Origin of the sequence: Cupriavidus sp. 30B13 (assembly GCF_049059565.2) — a bacterium.
GTDB lineage: Bacteria > Pseudomonadota > Gammaproteobacteria > Burkholderiales > Burkholderiaceae > Cupriavidus.
On sequence record NZ_CP188224.1, the window covers coordinates 1076548 to 1099118 of the forward strand.

Consider the following 22571-nt stretch of genomic DNA (forward strand, 5'->3'; position numbering starts at 1 on the left):
TTTGTCATGCAGATCAAACAGATCAAACAAATCAAACACATCCGACGCATCGCCATGTATTCCATGGTGGCGTGGCTGTCGCTCGGCGCCTTGCCGGCCCTGGCGGCGCAGACGTTCACCCTGCCCGAACTGCTGTCCTTGTCGCAGTCCACCAACAAGGGCGTCGAGGCGGCCCAGGCCGGCGTCGATGCCGCCAGCGCCGCCGTGACCAGCGCGCGGGCCTATCCCAACCCGCAGGTGGAAGTGCTGTACGGCCGGCTGTCGCCGCGCAGCGCCGGCGTGGCCGGCGGCCCCGCGCCGACGGTGGCGATCACCCAGAAGCTGGATTATCCGCAGCAGCGCAGGCTGCGCGCGGACATGGCCGGGCGCAGCCTGGAAGCCACCGAAGCGGGCCGCCAGGCCTTCAAGGCCGAGCTGGCCGCGCGCGTCAAGACCGCGTATTTCGAGGTGCTGCGCCGCGAGACCGAGCAGGCCGCGGCGCAGGACGACCTCGCCATGATGCGGCAGATCCATGACCGCGCGCGCCTCCGCGTGGAAGTGGGCGAGGCGCCGCGCTATGAGCTGATCAAGGCCGAGACCGAGCTGCTGAGCGCGCAGAAGACGCTGCAGAGCGCCCATCTGCGGGTCAAGCAGGCCAAGGCGGCGCTGCGCCAGCAGGTCGGCGGCGCCATGCCGGCCGACTATGCGGTGGCCGGCAGCCTGGGCGTGCAGGCGCCGCTGCCGGCCCTGCCGGTGCTGCGCGATGCGCTGGGCGGCACCAATGCCGAACTGGCGCAGCGCCGCCTCGAGGCGGACCGCGCCAGCCTGGCGGTGGACTACCAGCGCTCGCTGCGGCTGCCCGAGCTGGCGCTGCGCGCCAGCGCCGCGCGCGAGCCCGACAACACCGTGTCGCAGGTCGGCGTGACCCTGACCATCCCGCTGTGGGACCGCCGCCAGGGCCCGGTGGGCGAAGCCACCGCGCAGGCGATCCAGGCGCGCACCGCGCTGGAGCTGCGCGAGTTCGAGCTGATGCAGGAGCTGGAGACCGCCTACCGCCAGTACGAGATCACGCAGGCGCAGGTCAGCGCGCTGGAAGGCGGCATCGTGCGCCAGGCGGAGTCCGCGCTGGCGGTTGCCGAGTCGGCCTACCGCTTCGGCGAGCGCGGCATCCTCGACTACCTGGACGCCCAGCGCGTGCTGCGCGGCGCGCGCAGCGACCTGATCGCGGCCCAGTACGAACTGCAGACCGCCACCATCCAGATCGAGAAGCTGCTGTCGAGCGTGCCCGGCCATGCCGAGGCACCGACGGCTCCCGCGGCTCCCGCGGTTTCTCCTGCTCCCACGGCACCTACGGAACACAACTAAGCATGCGTCCCCATTTCCTTCTTTCCCTGACGGCAACCGCAGCCTTGCTGTTTTCCCTGGCCGGCTGCTCCGACGATCCCGCGCCCGCCGCCGAGGCGCCCAAGCCGCCGCCGGGCGTGGTCAAGCCCGAGCCCGGCCTGCAGCAGACGCTGAAGGTGGCGCCGGTCGCCACCAGCGCCTTCAGCGAGGTGCTGCGCGTGGCCGGCCGCATCGATTTCGACGAACAGCGCGTGGCTCGCATCGGCGCCAGCGTGACCGGCCGCGTGACCGACCTCTACGGCATCCTCGGCCAGGAGGTCAAGGCCGGGCAGGTGCTGGCGCGCCTGCACAGCAGCGAGCTGGGCACCGCGCAGCTCGCCTTCCTCAAGGCCGAGTCGCAGACCGATCTGCAGGCCCGCAACGCCGAGCGCGCGCGCCAGTTGTTCGCCGCCGACGTGATCGGCCGCGGCGAGCTGCAGCGGCGCGAGAGCGAGCTGGCGATCGCCTCGGCCGAGATGCGCGCCTACCGCGACCAGCTGCGCGTGCTGGGCATGTCGGCCGCGGCGGTGGCGCAGCTGGCCAGGAGCGGCAGCATCGATTCCTACTCGCCGGTGTTCTCCAGCATCAGCGGCACGGTGGTGGAGCGCAACGTGGCGCAGGGCCAGGTGGTGCAGCCGGCCGACGCGCTCTACACCGTGGCCGACCTGTCGCGCGTGTGGGTGGTGGCGGAGGTGCCCGAGCAGCAGGCCGCGCTGGTGGCCGAAGGCCAGAGCGTGGACATCGAGGTGCCGTCGCTGGGCAACGGCGCCGGCCAGAAGCAGATCACCGGCAAGCTGATCTACGTGGGCCGCACCGTCAACCCGCAGACGCGCACTGTGCTCGTGCGCACCGAGCTGGAAAACAAGGAGGGGCGCCTCAAGCCCGCCATGCTGGCCAGCATGCTGATCAACAGCGCGCCCACCGAGCAGCTGGTGATCCCCGAATCCGCCATCGTGCGCGACGGCAACGACGAGCTGGTCTACGTGGAGCAGGCCGGCGGCCTGTACCGCCTGGCCAAGGTCAAGCTCGGCGCGGAGAGCGACGGCATGCGCGTGGTGCATGGCGGCGTGAAGGCGGGCGACCGCATCGTGGTGGACGGCGCCTTCCATCTCGACAACGAGCGCAAGCGCCTGGAACAGGGGTAAGCGGCCATGATGAAATCCCTTGTGGAAGCCGCCATCAAGCAGCGGCTGGTGGTGTGCGTGCTGGCGGTGGTGCTGTTCTTCTTCGGCCTGCGCGCGGCCACCAAATTGTCGGTGGATGCCTTCCCCGACGTGACCAACGTGCAGGTGCAGATCGCCACCGAGGCCACCGGCCGCTCGCCGGAGGAAGTGGAGCGCTTCGTCACCGTGCCGATCGAGATGGCCATGACCGGCCTGCCGGGCCTGGAGGAAATGCGCTCGCTCAACAAGGCGGGCCTGTCGCTGATCACGCTGGTCTTCACCGATGCGACGGACGTGTACTTCGCCCGCCAGCTGGTGATGGAGCGCCTGATCGAGGTGGGCGGGCGCATGCCCGAGGGCGTGACACCGGTGCTGGGCCCGGTCTCCACCGGCCTGGGCGAGGTCTACCAGTACACGCTCGACCGCGCCGACGACGGCGGCCGCGCGCTGACCACGGAAGAGCTTTCCGAGCGCCGCATCGCCCAGGACTGGGTGGTGCGCCCGCTGCTGCGCTCGATTCCCGGCGTGGCCGAGATCAACTCGCAGGGCGGCTTCGTCAAGCAGTACCAGGTGCTGGTCAATCCGGACCGCATGCGGCATTACCAGATCACGCTGCAGCAGGTCTACCAGTCGCTTGCGCGCAACAACGCCAACTCCGGCGGCGGCGTGCTGCCGCACTATGCCGAGCAGTACCTGATCCGCGGCGTGGGCCTGGCCAAGGGAGTGGACGACATCGGCAGCATCGTGCTCAAGGAAGTCGCCGGCACGCCGGTCTACGTGCGCGACGTGGCCGAGGTGACCATCGGCCACGAGGTGCGCCAGGGCGCGCTGGTCAAGAACGGCGAGACCGAGTCGGTGGGCGGCATCGTGATGATGATGCGCGGCGGCAACGCCAAGGAAGTGGTAAGCCGGGTCAAGGCCCGCGTGGCCGAGATCAACGAGCGCGGCATGCTGCCCGGCAAGCTGCAGATCGTGCCGTACTACGACCGCAGCGAGCTGGTGGACTCCGCGCTGTGGACGGTGACCAAGGTGCTGCTCGAAGGCGTGGTGCTGGTGGTGATCGTGCTGTTCCTGTTCCTGGGCGACGTGCGCTCGTCGGTGATCGTGCTGGCCACGCTGGTGCTCACGCCGCTGCTGACCTTCATGGTGATGAACCAGGTGGGGCTGTCGGCCAACCTGATGTCGCTGGGCGGCCTGGCCATCGCCATCGGCCTGATGGTGGACGGCTCGGTGGTGGTGGTGGAGAACGCGTTCGAGCGGCTCGGGCACCGCGGGCAGTCCGGCCTGACCAAGACCGAGATCCTGGTCAAGGCGGTGCAGGAGGTGGCCACGCCGGTGATCGTGGGCGTGGGCATCATCATCCTGGTGTTCCTGCCGCTGATGACGCTCACCGGCATGGAAGGCAAGATGTTCGCGCCGCTGGCGTTCACCATCTCGATCGCGCTGGCGATCTCGCTGTTCCTGTCGCTCACGCTGTCGCCGGTGCTGTCGTCCTATCTGCTCAAGGGCGGCGCCGAGCACGACACGCGCCTGATCGCGTTCATGAAGCGCCATTACCTGCGCATGCTGCACTGGGCGCTGGCCAACAGCCGCAAGACGGTGACCGGCGCGGTGCTGGCGTTCATGGCCACCGTCGGCATCGTGCCGCTGCTCGGCACGTCCTTCATCCCCGAGATGAAGGAAGGCTCCATCGTGCCGGCGCTGGACCGCGTGCCGAACATCTCGCTGGAGGAATCCATCAAGCTGGAGATGGCCGCCAACAAGCTGGTGCTGTCCGTGCCCGGCGTGAAGTCGGTGGTGTCCGGCGTGGGCCGCGGCGAAAGCCCGGCCGACCCGCAGGGCCAGAACGAGTCCACGCCGATCGCCAGCCTCAAGGACCGCGACGAGTGGCCCGACGGCTGGACCCAGGACGACATCGCCAACGGCATCCGCGAAAAGCTCAAGGCCATTCCCGGCGTGCAGATCGTGATGGCGCAGCCGATCTCCGACCGCGTCGACGAAATGGTCAGCGGCGTGCGCTCGGACGTGGCGGTGAAGGTGTTCGGCGACGACCTCGACAAGCTGCGCGACCTGGCCGGCGAGATCGCGCGCGTGGCCGGCGGCATCCAGGGCTCGCAGGACATCCGCATCGAGCGGATTTCCGGGCAGCAATACCTGTCGATCGAGATCGACCGCCAGGCCATTGCCCGCTACGGGCTCAACGTGTCCGACATCCACGACATCATCGAGATCGCCATCGGCGGCAAGCGCGCCACCGACATCTTCGAGGGCGAGCGCCGCTTTGCCGCGGCCGTGCGCCTGCCGGAGGACTTCCGCGACAACGTGCAGGCCATCCGCCAGCTGCTGGTGGCCACGCCCAACGGCATCCAGGTGCCGCTGCAGAGCGTGGCGAAGATCGAGGTCACCGACGGCCCCGCGCAGATCAGCCGCGAAATGGCCAAGCGCCGCGTGGTGGTGATGATCAACGTCAAGGACCGCGACCTGGGCGGTTTCGTCGCCGAGCTGCAGCAGGCGGCCGGCAGCAAGGTCAAGCTGCCGGAAGGCTATTACCTCGAGTGGGGCGGCCAGTTCCAGAACATGGAACGCGCCATGGGCCACCTGAAGATCATCGTGCCGGTCACCATCGCCGCGATCTTCTTCCTGCTGTTCCTGCTGTTCAACTCGGTGCGCTTCGCCACGCTGATCATCACCGTGCTGCCGTTCGCCTCCATCGGCGGCATCATCGGGCTGTTCGTCACCGGCGAGTACCTGTCGGTGCCGGCCTCGGTGGGCTTCATCGCGCTGTGGGGCATGGCCGTGCTCAACGGCGTGGTGCTGGTGTCGTACATCCGCACGCTGCGCGACTCCGGCCTGTCGCTGGACGACGCGGTGGTGCAGGGCGCGACCCAGCGCTTCCGCCCGGTCATGATGACGGCCACCATCGCCATGCTGGGGCTGGTGCCGTTCCTGTTCTCCACGGGGCCGGGCTCGGAGGTGCAGCGCCCGCTGGCGGTGGTGGTGATCGGCGGACTGATCACCTCCACCCTGCTGACGCTGGTGATGGTGCCGACGCTGTACCGCTGGTTCGACAACCGCAAGCCGGACCCGAGCAAGGACGCGCCGGTCTGAAGCCCGGCGCCTAGCGCCAGCGGTCGTCGATGACCGCCTTGGGCGCCTCGCCGCGTTCCTGCGCCAGCGACGGGTAATCGGTGTAGCCGCGTTCCCCGCCGCCGTAGAACGTGGCGGGGTCCGGCGTATTCAGCGGCGCTTGCGCGAACAGGCGCGCCGGCAGGTCGGGGTTGGCGATGAACGGCCGCCCGAAGGCGATCAGGTCCGCCGTGCCGGCTTCCAGCCAGTGCTCGGCGGACTGCCCGTTGAAGCCGCCCGCGATCATCAGCACGCCGCGGTAGGTGCGCCGGATCAGGTCGATCATGCGCTGCGCGCGTTCCTCGGGCGGCACGCCGCGCTCGACCGACGCCGTCGCCGGATTGACGATATGCAGGTAGGCAAGCCCGTAGTCGTTGAGCTTGCCGGCGATATAGGCGAAGGTCGCCTCGGGATCGTCGTCGTGCATGTCGTTGAACGTGCTCAGCGGCGACAGGCGCACGCCGACCTTCTGTGGCCCGCAGGCTTCGCACACGCTGTCGAGCACCTCGAACAGCAGCCGGGCGCGCTGCGCCGGCGCGCCGCCGTATTCGTCCGTGCGCCGGTTGGTGCCCGACGAGATGAACTGGTCGAGCAGGTAGCCGTTGGCGGCGTGCACTTCGATGCCGTCCATGCCGGCTTTCATCGCGTTGCGGGCGCCCCGCCAGTACTGCCGCACCAGGTAGGGCATCTCTTCGAGCTGCAGCGCGCGCGGCGTGACGCAGGGCGCGAGCTCGCCCTCGCCGCGCTCGTTCTCGATGAAGGTCTCGGCATTGGGCTTGACGGGCGACGGCGCGACGGGCGGCATCTGGTCAGGCTGCAGCGACGGGTGGGAAATGCGGCCCACATGCCACAGTTGCATGAACATCAGTCCGCTGGCCTCATGCACGGCATCGGCCACGCGGCGCCAGCCCTCCACCTGCTCGCGGCTGTGGATGCCGGGCGTCCAGGCGTAGCCCTGGCCCTGCAGCGACACCTGAGTGGCCTCCGTGATGATCAGCGCGGCCGAGGCGCGCTGCGCGTAGTAGCAGGCATTGAGCGGCGCCGGCACGTTGCCCGGCTGGCCCGCGCGCGAACGTGTCAGCGGTGCCATGACGACGCGGTGGCGCAGCGTGTAAGGGCCGACCTTGAGCGGTTCGGACAGCTTGAGCGGACGCTGCTCCTGAGCGCGCGCGGCGGCCCCGGCGGCGGTATCTGTATCCGGCATGACTTCACTCCTTGTGTGATGTGACGCACTGGACTGCCTGCGGCGCGGGTCGGCGCTGCGAACGGAACCGCGGCGGGTGGCCACCGCTAAAGATTAGTGTCCGTCCTGCAGGTCTGCCAGGTCGAATGCCTGGCGGCATGGCGGGCACTGCGCAGGCGCCGTTGCCGGGGCGGCGAAGCCGCCGGGCTCACAAAACCTCTGGACAATTGCCACGGTTGTTGTACAATCCGGCCTCCGTTGTATCGCCGTTGTATCGGCTCCAGTTCCCCGATAGCTCAGTCGGTAGAGCGCCGGACTGTTAATCCGTAGGTCCCTGGTTCGAGCCCAGGTCGGGGAGCCAAGAAATTCAAGGGCTTACAGCGTTTTCGCTGTAAGCCCTTTTCCATTTGCGGATTCAGGGACACGCCAAGGATACGGTTCCCGCCGGTCCTGATCCTTCCGGATCCGGCTTTCCTTTCCCTTTCCCTTTCCATCTCCTTCGGGTGCCTGTTCAGCCCACGCTGCCGGCGAACCGAAGATCCAGCCGCTCCCGCCTGAAGGCGTCCACGACGAAATCGGCGAACACGCGCGTCTTGGCCGACATGGGCGTCCGCGATGCGTAGTAGAGCGCTATCGCGCCGGCATCCGCATACCAGTCCGGAAGCAGCCGGACCAGCCCGCCAGGATCTTTTCGAAACGACTTCTAAGCCTCGAAGGCGAAAGGGCTGACGCCGGTCCGCCCATATCCCTGTTGCGCGACGGCGGCGTCGAGCGCGAGCGTGGCAAGGTCGTCCGCGCAGACCTCCACGTGCTCGTCATGCTCGCGATAGAACGCCTTGAGGAACCCCAGGCAGTCGCCGCAGCTTTCGGCCTTGACCGGCGCCTTGAGGTCATCGAGGCTCCAGTAGTCCAGCCTGGCGGCGCTGGCGCAGTTGGAGCACTTTGCCCGCACCATGTGCCAGCGGGTCTCGCAGAGCGAGCAGTGAAGGTACCGCAGGCCGGCGCGGTCGCCGTTCAGGATGAGGCTGCCGGCCGGGGCACTGCCGCAAAGCGGGCAGACGTGGCTCTCCTGCCGCGGGCCCGGCTCCTGAGATCCGTCCAGGACGAAGTCGGCATACTGCGCCGCGGTGAGCGACAGCGCGGTCCAGAGGAACAGCGCGGCCCCCGCGCCGATCCCGGCGGACTTTCCGTCAAGCAGCTTCGCCGCCATCTGCTCCAGGGCCGCGTCACCGGCGCGGCGCAGCGGCTCGAGCGCGTCAAGCACGCTCTGCGGCGCGGCCGCGCGCGCGTGGTCGAGCAACTGGCCGAGCGCGGCCAGCCAGTATGCCCGCGCGGGCTCCTCGCCCAGGCCGGCGCGTACCGGGCGGGTGGTGTCGCCGCGCGGGCCGGGGCCTGCCGGCCGTTGCAGCGGCTCGCCGAGAAGCAGGTCGCGCTGCCGGTCGACCAGCGCCGCGACGAAGAGCAGGTAGCCGGCTTCCGGATGGTCCTTGGCCAGGTGCCGCAGGCGGGCGGAGCGGTGGGCGTAGAGAACGTCCAGTGCCGGGCGCAGCAGCGGCTCGATGTCCTTGACGCCAGGGCTGCGCTTGTCCAGCGCGACGGTGTCCGTAACGAGCCGGTTCATGGCTGGCGCCCGTTGGATTTGCCGGCGCCGGCGACTTCGTCGTACCAGCGGTCATGGTGATGCCGCGCCCACGCACGCGACACGTAGCCGGTCAGCATGCCGGAAATGGAGCCGCGCACCCAGATCGCCAGATACACGTGGCCGACGATCAGGAGCACCAGCCCGATGCCCGCCACCGCGTGCAGCAGCAGCGCCAGGCGGATGACGGGAATCGGGAAGAACTCGGAAAAGTAGCGGCGCCAGATGACCAGGCCGCTGGCCAGCAGCGCGGCGATGGCCAGCATGATGAGCCAGAACAGGATCTTCTGGCCGGCGTTGTACTTGCCGATCCGCAGCTTGTGCGCGCCGGAGGTGTTGAGCAAGACCGCCTTCACGTTGCGGAACCAGAGGCGGTCGCTCTTGACCAGCACGTTGTGGCGGGCGAAGCGCGCGAACATGAAGGCGAGCAGGATGAACACCAGGATGCCCAGGAACGGGTGCAGCACCCGCGCCAGCTGCGGGGTGCCGAGCACGCCCGCCAGCCAGCTCATGCTGGGGAAGAACCACGACAGGCCGGACAGCGCCACGGGAATGAAGCAGGCCACCATCAGCCAGTGGCACAGGCGCTCGGCGAACCCGGTGCGCAGGATCGGTTCTTTTTCGGTCATGGCGTCACTCCTCCGTCGCCGCGGTCTTGCGGCTGGCCGCCTGCGGGTCGTCCGGCTCGTCGTCCGGCGCCTTGGGGACGTTGGGCCCCACGCCCACGTAGTGCGTGAGGAAGCCTGCCACGGTCGCCGCGAAGGCCAGGCCGGCCACGGGCTTGAGCCAGTCCTTCCAGCCCCGGACCACCGCGCTGATCTTCGGGTCCCGCGGCAGCTTGTGGTACAGCTCGGGCTTGTCCGCATGCTGGAGCACGTACATGACGTGCGTGCCGCCGACGCCTTGCGGGTCATAGAGCCCGGCGCCGCCGTAGCCGCGGGTCTTCAGTTCTTCGACGCGGCTCGCGCCGAGCACCTTCATGTCTTCCTTGCTGCCGAAGCTGATGGCGCCGGTAGGGCAGGTCTTCACGCAGGAGGGCTCCTGTCCCACGCCGACGCGGTCGGAGCACAGCGTGCATTTGTAGGCCTTGTTGTCCTGCTTGCTGATGCGCGGCACGTCGAACGGGCAGCCCGCCACGCAGTATCCGCAGCCGATGCAGTGTTCCGACTGGAAGTCGACGATGCCGTTGGCGTACTGGACGATCGCGCCGGGGCTCGGGCAGGCCTTCAGGCAGCCGGGGTCCTCGCAGTGCATGCAGCCGTCCTTGCGGATCAGCCATTCCAGCTTGCCGTTCTCGTGCTCGACCTCGTCGAAGCGCATCAGCGTCCAGGTCTGCGGGCCGAGGTCGGCGGGGTTGTCGTAGACGCCGACGTTGTGTCCGACCTCGTCGCGCAGGTCGTTCCATTCGGAGCAGGCGACCTGGCAAGCCTTGCAGCCGATGCACACGGAGACGTCGATGAGCTTGGCCACCTCGGTCTGGTGCTCGCGGGCGCGGGGCGCCGGCGTGAAGTTGCTGGTCGCCGAGCGCCGGATGATGTTCTGGGATTGCATTGACATGGCGATCAGGCTTTTTCGATGTTGACCAGGAAGGCTTTGTACTCGGGGGTTTGCGAATTGGCATCGCCGACGCTGGGGCTGAGCGTGTTGGCCAGGAAGCCCTTGCGCGTCGCGCCCTCGTAGCCCCAGTTGCAGGGGATGCCGATCTGCTCGAGGTCCTGGCCGGCGACCTTCAGCGTTTTCACCCGCTTGGTGACCACGGCCTTGGCCTTGATGTACCCGCGCTTGGTCGTGATCTTGACCATGTCGCCGTGGGCGATGCCCTTGCGGGCCGCGAGCGCGGTGCCGATCTCCACGAACTGCTCCGGCTGCATGATGGCGTTCAGGCGGGAATGCTTGGTCCAGTGGCGGAACAGCTCGGTCAGGCCATAGGTGGTGGCCACGTACGGGAACTCGTCGCGCGTGCCCATGCGCTTGCGGTCATTGGGCAGGACCCGCGCGGTCGGGTTGTACGTCACCGCCGGATGCAGCGGGTTGCTCACGAGCGGACTCTCGGTCGGCTCGTAGTGCTCGGGGAAGGGGCCATCGACCATCCCGCCGACCGAGAACAGGCGTCCCACGCCCTCAGGCAGCATGATGAAGGGGCTGACGCCGCTGCCCGGCGCCGCCGTGAGCGGGTAGTCGGGCACGTCGCTGCCGGACCAGCGCCGGCCATCCCAGGACACGATGACGCGCTCCGGGTCCCACGGCTTTCCCATCGGATCGAGCGAGGCGCGGTTGTACAGGATGCGGCGGTTGGCCGGCCACGCCCAGGCCCAGCCCGGTGTCGCGCCGTGGCCGGTATCGGTGTTGTCGCGCCGGGCCATCTGGTTGCCGGCCTCGGTCCAGGAGCCGCAGAAGATCCAGTTGAAGCTGGCAGTGGAGCCGTCGTCGCGCAGTTGCGCGAATTCGGACAGCAGCTCGCCCTTGCGCGCGAAGACCTGGCCGCGGTCGTCGCGCAGGTCTTCGAGCGCGTAGCCGTTCGCTTCCTTGGCGACTTCTTCCGGCTCCGGGTTGTACGGGTCGCGGTAGTCCCACGTCATGTTCAGCACGGGCTCCGGGCAGGCGCCGCCTTCCCGGGCATAGAGCTCGCGCAGCTTCATGAAGATGCCGCCGAGGATGCGGCCGTCGTGGCGCGCTTCGGCGGGGGGCTCGGCGCCGGCGAAATGCCACTGCAGCCAGCGGCCGGAATTGACGATCGCGCCGTTTTCCTCGGCGAAGCAGGAAGAGGGCAGGCGGAAGACTTCGGTCTGGATCGCGGACGTGTCGACGTCGTTGAACTCGCCGTAGTTGCGCCAGAACGTCGACGTCTCGGTCTGCAGCGGGTCGATGATGACGAGGAACTTGAGCTTCGCCAGCGAGGCGCGGATCTTGTTCGAATCCGGCATGGCGGCGATGGGATTGAAACCCTGCGCAATGTACCCGTTGACCTTGCCTTCGTACATGCGGTCGAAGAAGGCCAGCATGTCGTAGCTCTTGTCCCACTTGGGCAGCCAGTCGTAGCCCCAGTCGTTGGCGCGCGTGGCATGCTCGCCGTAGAGGCTTTTCATCAGGCTGACGAAGAACTTGGGCGTGTTCTTGTAGTAGTTCACCTGGCCGGGCAACTGCTCGGCGGGGGTGCTGGCCTCGAGATACTGGGCCAGCGTCTGCTGGCCGTCCGACGGCAGGTTGAGGTAGCCCGGCAGGCGCAGCGACAGCAGGCCCAGGTCGGTGTAGCCCTGGATGTTCGAGTGGCCGCGCAGCGCGTTCACGCCGCCGCCCACCATGCCGATGTTGCCGAGCAGCAACTGGATCATCCCCGAGCCGCGGATGATCTGCGCGCCGCTGCTGTGGTGCGTCCAGCCCAGCGCATAGAGGAACGTGGCGGTGCGGTTGGGGGCGCTGGTCGAGGCCATGATCTCGCAGATCCGCAGGAAGTCTTCCCGCGGCGTGCCGCAGATCGCCGAGACCATTTCCGGCGTGTAGCGCGAGACGTGCGCCTTCAGCAGGTTGAATACGCAGCGGGGATGCGTGAGTGTCGGGTCCTGGAGGGCATGGCCGTTGGCGTCCAGCTCGTAGAGCCACGTGCGGTTGTCGTATTTCCCGGTGGCGCTGTCGAAGCCGCTGAACAGGCCCTCGTCGAAGCGGTAGCCTTCGCTGACGATCAGGCTGGCGTTGGTATAGGCCTTGACGTAATCGTGCTGGATCTTGTCGTGGTCGAGCAGGTACTTGACCATGCCCATCAGGAAGGCCACGTCCGAGCCGGCCCGGATCGGCGCGTAGATGTCGGCGACCGACGCGCTGCGGTTGAAGCGCGGGTCCACCACGATCACCTTGGCGCCGTTGCGGATCTTGGCCTCGATGACCCACTTGAAGCCGACCGGGTGCGCTTCGGCGGGGTTGCCGCCCATGATCAGAATGACGTTGGCGTTCTTGATGTCGACCCAGTTGTTCGTCATCGAGCCGCGGCCGAACGTCGGCGCCAGCGCCGATACGGTGGGGGCGTGGCAAACGCGCGCCTGGCAATCCAGGCCCAGGATGCCCAGCGCCCGCGCGAACTTGAAATCGAGTATGCCGGTCTCGTTGCTCGCCGCCGACGAGGCCAGCATGCCGCTCGACAGCCAGCGGTTGACCAGCTCGCCTTTCTCGTTGCGGACGATGAAGTTCTGGTCGCGGTCGTCCTTGAGCAGGCGGGCGATGCGCGTGGTGGCCTCGTCCCAGCTGATGCGCTTCCATTCGTTGGAGCCCGGGGCCCGATATTCCGGGTATTTCAGGCGGTTCTCGCTATGAATGAAATCCACCAGGCCGGCCCCCTTGGGGCACAGCGAGCCGCGGCTGACCGGATGGTCGGGGTCGCCTTCGATGTGGAAAATGCTGGCCTTTGCATTCTTGGCACCGTCGCCCACGCTGTACATCAGGATGCCGCAGCCGACCGAGCAATAGGTGCAGTTGTTGCGTGTTTCCTTGGCGCGCAGCAGCTTGTATTGCCTGACTTCGGCCGCCGTTGCCGGAGTGGGCGCGAACCCCAGGGCCGTTGCCGTGGCGGTGGCCGCCCCTGCGCCGCATAGCTTGAGAAACTGCCTTCGTCCTGGATGCACGTTTCCGCGTGTGTTCGCGCGTGTTTTGGGGGCTTCGTTTGGCATTGGAATTGTATCCATACAAAAATTCGTATGTATGGATCTATAAAAGTTGCGAGAACTGTAGATCAAATTTCTCTGGATTGCCAGAGGTAGACCTTGGTGAAGATGTTTTATGGCGTGAAAAACACATATTTCGTGTCTTTTTACGGAAATATGGCATAAAGAACATATTGGCAGGCCCGGGAGGTTTTATCGATCAGCCCGCGCGCCGAGGAAAGACGAGTGGAGAGTTGCTGGCTTTGTCAAGTCATCTACTCGTTTAATTTCCATGCATTGGAGGCAATGCTACGCTCGATAGCCTATTTTTACATACATATTGTCACTGTATGGGTGTAAATCGGGCCTCCGCCGCGCCGGTCTGTGTCGATCGACGTCAGGCGTTTTCCCTTGCATGACTGCCGGGCCGCTGTGGCCCCGGGGCCGGTGCTTGCTTGTGCGAATGCGTGAATGCGAGGGCAGGTCCGGCCATCCGATTCGCGGCGGTGCGTCCAAATGTCGCAATTAATCCGGCACGGAATTGATTTGGCCTATTGGGATAAAAGTTATTTTTCATTGCGCAAAAATTGGCCCGTGAAATAATCGAAAAAAATAACCAGATCGCAAGGGGTTCGCTATGCTGTTTTCTAGAATGCGCGTAAGCACGCGGCTTTACGCTGGATTCGGTTTGATCTTCGCCGTCCTCGTCGCGGTAACTGCGGTGGCGATGGTCAAGGTCGATGTCATCAAGAGCGCGTTGCACGCCAATAGCGAGCGCCATGCCGTGATACAGCGCTATGCGATCGATTTCCGCGGCTCCGCGCATGACCGGTCGATCGCGGTGCGTGACGTGGTCCTGGCCGCAACGCCCGCCGAGCGTCAGAAGCAGGTCGAGTTCATCGCGGCCAGAGCCCGCCTCTATGCCGATTCGACCGCGGGCCTCGAGTCGTTGCTGGCATCCGCGAGGACATCGCAGGAGGTGCTGGCGCTGTATCGCGATATTCGCCAGGCCGAGGCTGCCGCGGTCGCCACCACCAATGCCATCATCGCGGGAACGACCGCCGATGCGCTTTCGCAGACCGCCATTCGCGAACTATTGTGGGAGCGCGCAAAACCGCAATACGAGCAATGGCTGGCCACCATCAACAAGCTGATCGATTTCGAGGAAAAGCGCATCCGCCAGGAAAATGACACGGCATTGTCCGAGGCCAGGGGTTTCCTGAATCTGATGCTTGCCGCGCTGGCGCTTGCACTGGTAATCAGCGCGTTGGTGGCGTGGCGGGTATCGCGCAGCATCCTGCGTCAACTGGGCGCGGAGCCGAGCGCGCTGGCCGAAGTCGCCCGGAATGTCTCGGAGGGAGACCTCAGTCCCTATGCCGACGGCAGGCAAGCACCGGCGGGCAGCGTGCTGGCGTCGCTGTCGATCATGCGTGAGAGCCTGGCCGGCGTGGTCGGCGACGTGCGCTCGGCATCCGATGTGCTGGCCACGGATTCGACCGGCATCGTGGAAGGCAACAGCGGCCTGATGCGGCGCACCGAGGCGCAGGCCGCAAGCCTGCAGCAGACGGCCGCGTCGATGAACCAGATGACGGGCATCGTCCGCAACAATGCGGAATCCGCCCGGCAGGCGGCCCAGCTTGCGGTTGCCGCGAACGAGGCGGCGCAGAAGGGCGGCGAGGCCGTCGGGCAGGTCGTCTCGACCATGAGCGAGATCGCGGCGAGCTCGAAAAAGATCGCGGACATCATCGGCGTGATCGACGAAATCGCCTTCCAGACCAATCTGCTCGCGCTGAACGCGGCGGTGGAAGCGGCGCGCGCGGGCGAACAGGGGCGCGGATTCGCCGTGGTGGCGGCAGAGGTGCGCCGGCTCGCGCAGCGTTGCGCGGGCGCGGCCAGGGAGATCAAGGCCCAGATCGATGCAAGTGTCTCCAGAGTCGAGGCAGGCTCCGGCCTGGTCGGCGCCACCGGCATGACGATGGCCGACATCGTGAGCCAGGTTCAGCGGGTTGCCGCGCTCATCGCGGAAATCAGCGCCGCGACCAGCGAGCAGACCGAAGGCATCGCGCAGGTCAACGACGCCGTGACCCAGCTCGATCAGGTGACTCAGGAGAACGCGGTGCTCGTCGAGCAAAGCGCCAGCGCCGTCGACGGGCTCAGGCACCAGGCAGCGCATCTGGCGGAAGTCGTGAGCGTGTTCAAGCTCGGTAGCCGGCCGCTGGCGGCCGCGGCATAGCGGCCGGACGGTCGTCCATGCGATCCACTCGCGTGTATGTGTTTGTGTCGTGATGCTGCAGGGGCCGGATCAAGAGTGCGCGGAGGCCATGCCGGGTAGGCGCCGCGCTTTCGCTTGGGTATGATGCTGGCCATACAAGTGATTTCATATGCCATACATTGTTTGTCTTGTATGGATCCTGCCATCACCTCCCAAACCAAGGAGAGCCCGCCATGTCCCATCCAGCGCCGTACCGCGCCGCCGTCGTTCAGGCCGGATCGTTGATCTACGACACGCCGGCCACGCTGGCCAAGCTGGCCGACCTGACCGGCGACGCGGCCAGGCGCGGCGCGAAGCTCGTGGTCTTTCCGGAGGCGTTCGTCGGCGGATACCCCAAGGGGCTCGATTTCGGCGCCCGGCTAGGCACGCGCAGCGACGAAGGGCGTGACGAATTCCGCCGTTATTACGAGGGCGCCATCGAGGAGGGCGGTCCGGCGTGTTCGCTCATTGCCGAGGCCGCGCGCGCGAACGGCGTGTACCTCGTCGTCGGCGTGATCGAGCGCGCCGGCGGCACGCTGTACTGCAGCGTCTTTTTCCATGGCCCCGACGGCAGCCTGCTCGGCAAGCACCGCAAGTTGATGCCGACGGCGCTGGAGCGCCTGGTATGGGGATTCGGCGACGGCTCCACGCTGCCGGTGCTGGATTCCGGGCTGGGGAAGATCGGCGCGGTGATCTGCTGGGAGAACTACATGCCGCTGCTGCGCACGGCCATGTATGCGCAGGGCGTGCAGGTGTACTGCGCCCCCACCGTCGATGCGCGCGACACCTGGCTGCCGACCATGCAGACCATCGCGCTCGAGGGCCGCTGCTTCGTCGTCTCCGCGTGCCAGTACATGACGTCGTCGGATTTTCCCGCCGGCCATCCGGCACGCGCGGCGGGCGCGGAGCAAAGCGTGCTGATTCGCGGCGGCTCGTGCATCGTGGATCCGCTCGGCAAGGTCCTGGTTTCCCCGTCCTTCGAGGGCGAAGGCATCTTTCTCGCGGAGATCGATCTGGGCGAAATCGCGCGCGGCAAATATGACCTGGACGTGGTCGGGCACTATGCGCGGCCGGACATCTTCCAGTTGAGCGTCAATCGCGCGCCCCAGTCCCCGGTTTCCTTCCTCGGCGAGGCGGGGCACGAGGCAGCGCCGTTTGCCCGGCCTGCCTGAGCGCCGGGTCTTGAGCGAGCCGAAGCCCGATGGCTCAGGCTCGCGCGGCAAGGCCGGGCGAGCCGCCCATATCCGGCAGCACGATGCCGGCTTCGCGCATGGCTGCCGCCACCCTGTCGGCATGTTCGGGTGACAACGGCGTGAGCGGGAGCCGGATGCCTTCGCGGATCAGGCCCATCCGCTGCATGGCCCACTTGACCGGTATCGGGTTCGATTCGACGAAAAGCGCCTGGTTGATCGCGGCCAGGCGGCGGCTCAGCCGGCGCACGGCGGGCACGTCGGCGGCGAGGGCGGCATCGCAGAGCTCGCGCATCGTGCCCGGCAGGATGTTGGCCGTCACCGAGATATTGCCGCAGGCGCCCATCAGGATCAGCGCCGCGGCGGTGGCATCGTCTCCGCTGTACACGGAGAATCCCGGCGGCAGCCGGTGGAACAGTTCGCTTGCGCGCGCGAGGTCGCCGGTCGCGTCCTTCAGGCCGACGATGCCGTCGACCTCGGCCAGCGCCAGAATCGTCTCCACGGTCATCTTGGCGATGGTCCGGCTCGGCACGTCGTACAGGATGATGGGCACCGCGCTGCGTTCGGCCACGGCGCGGAAATGCGCGTAGAGGCCGGCCTGCGTCGGCTTGTTGTAGTAGGGCACCACCGACAGGCAAGCCGCGACGCCGGCGTCCTGCGCCGCCAGGGTGAGCTCGATCGCCTCGCTGGTGGAGTTCGCGCCGGTGCCGCCGATGACCGGGATGCGGCCGGCGGCGTGCGCCACGGCCACGCGGATGAGGTCGATGTGCTCGGCTGGCGGAATGGTGGGGGTCTCGCCCGTGGAGCCCATGATGACCAGCGCGCTGGTCCGCGCCTCGATGTGCCAGTCGATGAGTTCGCGGTAAGCCGCCCAGTCGATGGCGCCATCCGGAAACATCGGCGTCACCAGGGCGACGAGGCTGCCGCGGATATTCAGGTCTTTCCCTGCCATTTCATTGCTCCTCTGCTTGAAGTTGTCCCGTGCGTTCCGCGGCGTGCTGCGCCGCGGGCCTGTCCGGGCGCGCCGCGCCGTCGTCGATTCCATCGCGCTCGATGACCAGGCCCGGCTCCGGGCGGATGACGACGGGGCCGGCCTGCAGCACCATGGCGCCAGGCGCGGGATCGCGGCGTGGATTGGGGGATCCGATTTTATGCATACACTTGATTTATGTATGGATTTATACATATAATGTATGTCGAATATAAATCTTGTTGTATGGTTTGACAATGGAGTCTGCCCGAATGCCGGAACTTGATTCGAAGGCGTCCCGTCCGTTGGCGTGGATCAGGCCGCTGGTGGCCGGCGCCGGCCCCCGCTATCTGCAGATCGTCGATCTCATCGCCGATGCCATCCGGCAGGACAAGCTCGCTCCCGGCGACCAGGTTCCTCCCCAGCGATCGCTTGCGGCCGCGCTGGGCGTCGACCTGACCACGGTGACGAGGGCCTACACCGAGGCGCGCAACCGGGGCCTTATCGAATCGTTCGGTGGCCGGGGGTCGTTCGTCGCCACGCCGAGCAACGCGGCCGGCGCGGCGCGGATCGACCTCAGCATGAACGTGCCGCCCCAGCCCTCGGGACGCAGCCTCGGCGATTTCGTCCGTACGGGGGTCGACGAACTGTTCCTGCGCCAGAGCAGCGAGCGGCTGTCGGCCTACGATACCGGCGGCCTGAATTCGTCCGCGATCCAGGCGGGCCGGGCATGGCTCGGACCCGCGCTGGGGGATCTCGCGCACGGCAAGCTGGTCATGTCCGCGGGGACGCAGGCGGCGATCTTTGCCATTCTCCTGTCCGTCACCCGCAGGGGCGACACGGTGCTGTGCGAGCCGCTGACATATCCGGGCTTCCTCCTGGCGGCCCGCAAGCTCGACCTGCGCGTCGTGGCCGTGCAGACCGACGACGAGGGCATCATGCCGGATGCCCTCGAGAGCGCCCAGCGCTCCACGGGCGCCGGCATCGTCTACCTGAACCCGACCCTGCACAATCCCACGACGCGGACAATGCCGGCGGGGCGGCGCGAGGACATTGCCGCCATGCTGCGCAAGCTGAAAATGACGCTGATCGAAGACGATCCGTATGGGTTCCTGCTAAACGATGCGCCACCGCCACTGGCCACGTTTACGGGCGGCGAGCGCACGTATTACATGGCATCCCTGTCGAAATGCCTGTGGCCAAGCCTGCGGACCGCGTTTGTGCTGATGCCCGAGGATGGTGACGGCGCGGCGGTGCAGGAGAATCTGCGCGCCTCGGGCATGGGGGGATCGCCGCTGCTTTTCGGGCTGTCGGAACAATGGATACGGACGGGGATGGCGCGGCAGCTTCTCGTCGAGATCCAGCGGGAGGCGCGCGCCCGGCAGACGTTGGCGCGGTCGCTACTGCCGAAGTCCGCCAGCGCACATCCGTCCGGGCTTCATATCTGGCTGCCCTTGCCGCCGCAATGGAATTCGCAGCTGTTCGTCGATACGCTGGAACAGCGCGGCATCATCGTGGCGGGCTCGGATGCGTTCGGCACGGAGCCGGATCTCGGCAATGCGGTGAGGATTTCCGTGGGCGGGGCGGCAAGCCAGCCGCAACTGCGCAATGCATTGCAGCAGATCAGCCATCTGCTGCAGGAGGATCGCCGGCGCGGCGCCCGGCCCATTGTCTAGCCGGCGGCCTGTGTGGTTGGGTAGCCTCGCCGAAGCCGCGGCGCCGATGGTCGCGAAGAACGCTGGCAATGGCAGGCTTTTCTGCTATACTCCGCGCTCCTTTGCGCTTGGGGTTCAAGCCACAAGGGCTTGCGGACAGTCGGTCCGCGGCCCATCGGTCAGAGTCCAGGCCGGGCGTCAAAGATGCGGGAGTAGCTCAGTTGGTAGAGCGCAACCTTGCCAAGGTTGAGGTCGCGAGTTCGAGACTCGTCTCCCGCTCCAGGTTTTGATCTACAGACTTCCACCGACGTCTGTAAGTCGTTGAAAAAAGGAGCTTCGGCTCCTTTTTTCATTCCAGCGATCCTGGCCGGTAGATGCCAGCATTGTTGATCAGTCCATCCAGGCGGCCGAAGCGTTCAATGGTAGCAGCGATCACTCGCTCCCAATCCGACGCGGAGGAAACATCGTGGCGGACAAAAATTGCGTGGCCGCTAAATGCTTCGGCTGCCGATGTGCCGTTGACCTCGTCGAGGTCGGTGAAGACGACGTTCGCACCCGACTGCGCGAGCAGATCGGCTTCCGCTTGTCCGATGCGGTTGGCTGCGCCAGTAACAAAAATGATCTTGCCTTGTATAGAGGTCATGATTCGGATTCCCTTGCCGCAGCCGTGCCCGAACCGCAGGCGACTCGGACACGACAGAAGATATAGGCGAGATGCTCGTTACCGGTCTCAGGAAGTGCTAGCTGCCGACCACAGATCGACTGGGCCTAGCCTGTCGGCACCCTGGGTATTCAACATCCAGCCCGGGTACTCAGGCGGAAGTGCGCTGACTTCGTCGAGCTGGCGCAATTCATCCTCGGTCAGGATTAGGTCGATAGCTGCGAGGTTGTCCTGGAGTTGGTCCAGGCGCTTGGCCCCCATGATCACCGAGGTGACGACTGGCCGGGACAGCAGCCACGCCAAGGCGACGCGCGCCGGGCTGCAACCGTGGGCTTTTGCGATAGGCAGCAGAACGTCAATGATGTTCCAGGCGCGATCTCGATTGACGATCGGGAAGTCGAACTCAGAGCGACGCGAATCGCCGGGCTTCTGATTGTTGCGAGTGAATTTTCCCGAGAGTAGGCCGCCGGCAAGCGGGCTCCATACCAGCAGGCCCATCTTTTCCGCTTCCAGCAGTGGGCCGAGCTCCCGTTCGAGGTCTCGTCCGGCCAGCGAATAGTAAGCCTGCAACGTTTCGAAGCGCGCCAGATTCCGATGTTCGGAGGTCCCCAGCGAACGAGCGATCTTCCAGGCTTGCCAGTTCGAGACGCCGATGTAGCGGACTTTGCCTTGCCGGACCAGGTCATCAAGGGCGCGCAGCGTTTCCTCCACCGGCGTCACCGTGTCGTTGGCGTGAATCTGGTACAGGTCGATATGATCGGTCTGCAGGCGCTTCAGGCTGGCCTCCACGGCGTCCATGATGTGCCCACGCGACGCGCCCACGTCGTTGCGGCCTTCGCCCATTCGACTGTAAACCTTGGTCGCGAGAACGAAATCTTTGCGCGCGATGCCAAGATTTTTGAAGGCCTGGCCCAGCACCTGTTCGCTGGCGCCGGCGGAGTAGACATCGGCGGTATCGAAGAAGTTGACGCCTGCGTCCAGCGCAGCCTTGACGAGATCGTCGGCGTCTTTCTGTCCCGCGGCGCCGATGTGCTTGTAGATTCCGCTACCGTCACCGAACGTCATGGTGCCGAGACACAGTTGGGAAACGAGAAGGCCGGTGTTGCCTAGAGTCTTGTATTTCATGATGGAACTCCAATAGGAATGAAGTGGATGAAAAAAGCTGCCCGTAGGGTGGGATCTCCTACGGGTACGTCACGCGCCCGATCTCACAGTCGGGGAAACGGCGACGCAGCTTTGTCGCCTCCTGCGCCGAGAAGCCGCCGCAAAGTTCGACAACCTGCGTACCTGCACCGGCAAGGTCTTCGATGGCAGCCAGCGCTTCGTCAAAGTCGTCCACACCGATGAATTTCGCGTCGAACGCAGGCGATTTCATGTGTGCTTTGTGCGTGTTCCGGCGGTAGCCGGGCGCCTTGATGATGAAGGCGTACTTGGTCTGGTCCATATCCGAAACTCCAAAGGTGTAGGCATTTACAGGTCAACTTGGAATTGCTTCCAAAGCGTCATGCGATCTCGCAAATCGAAGCGCTCCCCGTCGGCAGTGAACGTGCCGTCGCCGTGGTGATGCAAGAAGCGGCGTTCCTTGCGCGAATCGTTGGACCAGGCAGCAACGGCTTCGAGGATGAAAAGCTGATACTTGTCGACCAGTGTGTCGTCGTGCACGACGCACTCGATGTTGTAGAGGCAGTCGCCCAATAGCGGAGCTTTGACCTTCGCAGGTTTGGAGGTGGCCAAGCCAAAGTGTTCGAACTTGTCCACTTCCGCACCACTGCAGTTTCCGATGTCAACGACGGTGCGCGCCAGGTCGGCACCGGGCACCGCGAGAACGCATTCGCCGGTCGCGCGGAGCGCGGTGAAGCTGTGGTCCCAGGGGCCGATGATGCATCCGATCAACGGTGGGGCGTGCTGAACCATCATGTGGAAACCCATGGTCATGATGTTGGAGCGTGCGCCATCGTTTGTGCAGACCATGACGATGGGGCCGGATTCAAGTATCCGGTAAGTCTTGGACGCTTCAAGCCGGCGCATCGTGGCCCCCCGCTCAGGCAGCTGCTGCTTGCGCATGCCATGCCGCCGTCTCTTCGCCGCTGTCCGCCGCAGGGATCGGGAAGAGCTGCGCCAGGTGTTCGCGAAGCCGCACGATGTCATCGGCCACATGCGGATCCTTGATGACATTGAAGGACGAGAAGGAGGGGAGAACCTCCGCGCCGCAGAACCGGTAGTTGGCGGTGTTGGCGACCATGACGTCGTCGACGGACTTTCCCTCGAAGAGGTACTGACCTTTATCGTCAAAAGCGGCGCGCGGGGCATTCCAGGTCAAGGACAGCATGTACTTCTTGCCTTGCATCAAGCCGCCAGTGCCGTACTGTTTGGAGGGATCGCCCAGGACACGACCATCGTTCACGATCAGAACTTTCTGCAGCAGTCCTGCCGTAAATATCTCGTCGGCATACTTCTTGTAGATCCAAGGGGCGCCAAACCAATGGATTGGGGTCTGCAGGATGATTACGTCCGCCCACAGATGCTTTTCGACTTCTTCTTGTACGACGTAGCCCTGCTCGACATTCGTCGTTCGGACCTCGTAGCCCCTGCGCTCCAACTCTTCTTGAATTACGCCGGCCATCGTCTTATTGAGCTCTCCCTTGGAGAATCCTTCATACAACTGAAATGCATTAATAATTAAGGCATGCTTCATATCAATCCTCGATAGACGTGTTAGTCGAACCGGAGCGTGCGCGGG

At 65.9% G+C, this 22571-nt stretch carries 18 protein-coding genes and 2 tRNA genes; 8 read left to right on the forward strand and 12 right to left on the reverse strand.

The window, feature by feature from the left end:
• Positions 1-63: 63 nt before the first annotated feature.
• The 3 genes from ACKI2N_RS24085 to ACKI2N_RS24095 are packed head-to-tail and all read left to right on the forward strand — an operon-like array spanning position 64 to position 5633.
• Positions 64-1344 (forward strand): TolC family protein, encoded by a 1281-nt coding sequence (locus ACKI2N_RS24085; protein ID WP_420997695.1) that lies wholly within the window; start codon positions 64-66, stop codon positions 1342-1344.
• A gap of 2 nt (positions 1345-1346) precedes the next feature.
• Positions 1347-2507, forward strand: a complete 1161-nt coding sequence (locus tag ACKI2N_RS24090) for an efflux RND transporter periplasmic adaptor subunit (protein ID WP_420997671.1) — start codon at positions 1347-1349, stop codon at positions 2505-2507.
• Between the two features lie 6 nt (positions 2508-2513).
• The gene (locus ACKI2N_RS24095; protein WP_420997670.1) at positions 2514-5633 is read left to right on the forward strand and encodes an efflux RND transporter permease subunit; all 3120 of its coding nucleotides are present in this window, start codon (positions 2514-2516) and stop codon (positions 5631-5633) included.
• 10 nt (positions 5634-5643) lie between these two features.
• On the opposite strand, the gene ACKI2N_RS24100 is transcribed toward ACKI2N_RS24095, so the two are convergent.
• Positions 5644-6855 (reverse strand): alkene reductase, encoded by a 1212-nt coding sequence (locus ACKI2N_RS24100; protein ID WP_420997669.1) that lies wholly within the window; start codon positions 6853-6855, stop codon positions 5644-5646.
• 264 nt (positions 6856-7119) lie between these two features.
• On the opposite strand from ACKI2N_RS24100, the gene ACKI2N_RS24105 reads away from it, so the two are divergent.
• A tRNA-Asn gene (locus ACKI2N_RS24105) sits at positions 7120-7195 on the forward strand.
• A gap of 342 nt (positions 7196-7537) precedes the next feature.
• Here ACKI2N_RS24105 and fdhE read toward each other — a convergent pair.
• Genes fdhE through fdnG form a run of 4 tightly spaced genes read right to left on the reverse strand, consistent with a single transcriptional unit; the run spans position 7538 to position 13086 of the window.
• Positions 7538-8455 (reverse strand): formate dehydrogenase accessory protein FdhE, encoded by a 918-nt coding sequence (fdhE, locus tag ACKI2N_RS24110; RefSeq protein WP_420997668.1) that lies wholly within the window; start codon positions 8453-8455, stop codon positions 7538-7540.
• Positions 8452-9102, reverse strand: a complete 651-nt coding sequence (locus ACKI2N_RS24115) for a formate dehydrogenase subunit gamma (RefSeq protein ID WP_420997667.1) — start codon at positions 9100-9102, stop codon at positions 8452-8454. The genes fdhE and ACKI2N_RS24115 overlap by 4 nt, the downstream gene beginning before the upstream one ends.
• 4 nt (positions 9103-9106) lie before the next feature.
• Positions 9107-10030: a formate dehydrogenase subunit beta gene (gene fdxH / locus ACKI2N_RS24120; protein WP_420997666.1), complete on the reverse strand. Its 924-nt coding sequence runs from the start codon at positions 10028-10030 to the stop codon at positions 9107-9109.
• A gap of 5 nt (positions 10031-10035) precedes the next feature.
• Positions 10036-13086, reverse strand: coding sequence for a formate dehydrogenase-N subunit alpha (gene fdnG, locus ACKI2N_RS24125; RefSeq protein ID WP_420997665.1), 3051 nt, complete (start codon positions 13084-13086; stop codon positions 10036-10038).
• A 706-nt stretch (positions 13087-13792) separates the two neighbouring features.
• Between fdnG and ACKI2N_RS24130 the strand changes: the two genes are divergently transcribed.
• Entirely contained in the window at positions 13793-15337 is a 1545-nt protein-coding gene (locus ACKI2N_RS24130) for a methyl-accepting chemotaxis protein (protein WP_420997664.1), read from the forward strand.
• Between the two features lie 212 nt (positions 15338-15549).
• Entirely contained in the window at positions 15550-16527 is a 978-nt protein-coding gene (locus ACKI2N_RS24135; protein ID WP_420997663.1) for a carbon-nitrogen hydrolase family protein, read from the forward strand.
• A 34-nt stretch (positions 16528-16561) separates the two neighbouring features.
• On the opposite strand, the gene dapA is transcribed toward ACKI2N_RS24135, so the two are convergent.
• Together dapA and ACKI2N_RS24145 are read right to left on the reverse strand one after the other, a co-directional pair.
• Positions 16562-17497, reverse strand: a complete 936-nt coding sequence (gene dapA / locus ACKI2N_RS24140; RefSeq protein ID WP_420997662.1) for a 4-hydroxy-tetrahydrodipicolinate synthase — start codon at positions 17495-17497, stop codon at positions 16562-16564.
• A 1-nt stretch (position 17498) separates the two neighbouring features.
• The gene (locus ACKI2N_RS24145) at positions 17499-17651 is read right to left on the reverse strand and encodes a hypothetical protein (protein ID WP_420997661.1); all 153 of its coding nucleotides are present in this window, start codon (positions 17649-17651) and stop codon (positions 17499-17501) included.
• Between the two features lie 136 nt (positions 17652-17787).
• On the opposite strand from ACKI2N_RS24145, the gene ACKI2N_RS24150 reads away from it, so the two are divergent.
• Together ACKI2N_RS24150 and ACKI2N_RS24155 are read left to right on the forward strand one after the other, a co-directional pair.
• Complete coding sequence (locus tag ACKI2N_RS24150) at positions 17788-19191, forward strand: PLP-dependent aminotransferase family protein (RefSeq protein ID WP_420997660.1); 1404 nt, start codon at positions 17788-17790, stop codon at positions 19189-19191.
• A gap of 185 nt (positions 19192-19376) precedes the next feature.
• A tRNA-Gly gene (locus ACKI2N_RS24155) sits at positions 19377-19452 on the forward strand.
• Positions 19453-19519: 67 nt separating this feature from the next.
• Here ACKI2N_RS24155 and ACKI2N_RS24160 read toward each other — a convergent pair.
• The 5 genes from ACKI2N_RS24160 to ACKI2N_RS24180 all read right to left on the reverse strand — a co-directional run bounded on the left by ACKI2N_RS24160 (position 19520) and on the right by ACKI2N_RS24180 (position 22526).
• Positions 19520-19813: an SDR family NAD(P)-dependent oxidoreductase gene (locus ACKI2N_RS24160; RefSeq protein WP_420997659.1), complete on the reverse strand. Its 294-nt coding sequence runs from the start codon at positions 19811-19813 to the stop codon at positions 19520-19522.
• A gap of 87 nt (positions 19814-19900) precedes the next feature.
• A complete protein-coding gene (locus ACKI2N_RS24165) occupies positions 19901-20956 on the reverse strand; it encodes an aldo/keto reductase (protein ID WP_420997658.1) in 1056 nt (351 codons plus the stop codon).
• A 58-nt stretch (positions 20957-21014) separates the two neighbouring features.
• Positions 21015-21275, reverse strand: coding sequence for a DUF6506 family protein (locus tag ACKI2N_RS24170; RefSeq protein ID WP_420997657.1), 261 nt, complete (start codon positions 21273-21275; stop codon positions 21015-21017).
• Positions 21276-21301: 26 nt separating this feature from the next.
• Positions 21302-21895, reverse strand: a complete 594-nt coding sequence (locus tag ACKI2N_RS24175) for a flavin reductase family protein (RefSeq protein ID WP_420997656.1) — start codon at positions 21893-21895, stop codon at positions 21302-21304.
• On the reverse strand, positions 21873-22526 hold the full coding sequence (locus ACKI2N_RS24180) for an NAD(P)H-dependent oxidoreductase (protein ID WP_420997655.1): 654 nt from the start codon (positions 22524-22526) through the stop codon (positions 21873-21875). Before ACKI2N_RS24180 ends, ACKI2N_RS24175 begins: the two co-directional genes overlap by 23 nt.
• Positions 22527-22571: the final 45 nt, after the last annotated feature.

What these genes read in the sequence shown, in the direction of transcription:
- ACKI2N_RS24095 (WP_420997670.1), top strand. Translation starts at nt 2,514, where the DNA reads ATGATGAAATCCCTTGTGGAAGCCGCCATCAAGCAGCGGCTGGTGGTG.
- ACKI2N_RS24115 (WP_420997667.1), bottom strand. Translation starts at nt 9,102, where the DNA reads ATGACCGAAAAAGAACCGATCCTGCGCACCGGGTTCGCCGAGCGCCTG.
- ACKI2N_RS24150 (WP_420997660.1), top strand. Translation starts at nt 17,788, where the DNA reads ATGCCGGAACTTGATTCGAAGGCGTCCCGTCCGTTGGCGTGGATCAGG.
- ACKI2N_RS24180 (WP_420997655.1), bottom strand. Translation starts at nt 22,526, where the DNA reads ATGAAGCATGCCTTAATTATTAATGCATTTCAGTTGTATGAAGGATTC.
- ACKI2N_RS24160 (WP_420997659.1), bottom strand. Translation starts at nt 19,813, where the DNA reads ATGACCTCTATACAAGGCAAGATCATTTTTGTTACTGGCGCAGCCAAC.
- ACKI2N_RS24165 (WP_420997658.1), bottom strand. Translation starts at nt 20,956, where the DNA reads ATGAAATACAAGACTCTAGGCAACACCGGCCTTCTCGTTTCCCAACTG.
- ACKI2N_RS24090 (WP_420997671.1), top strand. Translation starts at nt 1,347, where the DNA reads ATGCGTCCCCATTTCCTTCTTTCCCTGACGGCAACCGCAGCCTTGCTG.
- ACKI2N_RS24135 (WP_420997663.1), top strand. Translation starts at nt 15,550, where the DNA reads ATGTCCCATCCAGCGCCGTACCGCGCCGCCGTCGTTCAGGCCGGATCG.
- ACKI2N_RS24100 (WP_420997669.1), bottom strand. Translation starts at nt 6,855, where the DNA reads ATGCCGGATACAGATACCGCCGCCGGGGCCGCCGCGCGCGCTCAGGAG.
- fdhE (WP_420997668.1), bottom strand. Translation starts at nt 8,455, where the DNA reads ATGAACCGGCTCGTTACGGACACCGTCGCGCTGGACAAGCGCAGCCCT.
- ACKI2N_RS24145 (WP_420997661.1), bottom strand. Translation starts at nt 17,651, where the DNA reads ATGGTGCTGCAGGCCGGCCCCGTCGTCATCCGCCCGGAGCCGGGCCTG.
- ACKI2N_RS24085 (WP_420997695.1), top strand. Translation starts at nt 64, where the DNA reads ATGGTGGCGTGGCTGTCGCTCGGCGCCTTGCCGGCCCTGGCGGCGCAG.
- fdxH (WP_420997666.1), bottom strand. Translation starts at nt 10,030, where the DNA reads ATGTCAATGCAATCCCAGAACATCATCCGGCGCTCGGCGACCAGCAAC.
- ACKI2N_RS24175 (WP_420997656.1), bottom strand. Translation starts at nt 21,895, where the DNA reads ATGCGCAAGCAGCAGCTGCCTGAGCGGGGGGCCACGATGCGCCGGCTT.
- ACKI2N_RS24170 (WP_420997657.1), bottom strand. Translation starts at nt 21,275, where the DNA reads ATGGACCAGACCAAGTACGCCTTCATCATCAAGGCGCCCGGCTACCGC.
- dapA (WP_420997662.1), bottom strand. Translation starts at nt 17,497, where the DNA reads ATGGCAGGGAAAGACCTGAATATCCGCGGCAGCCTCGTCGCCCTGGTG.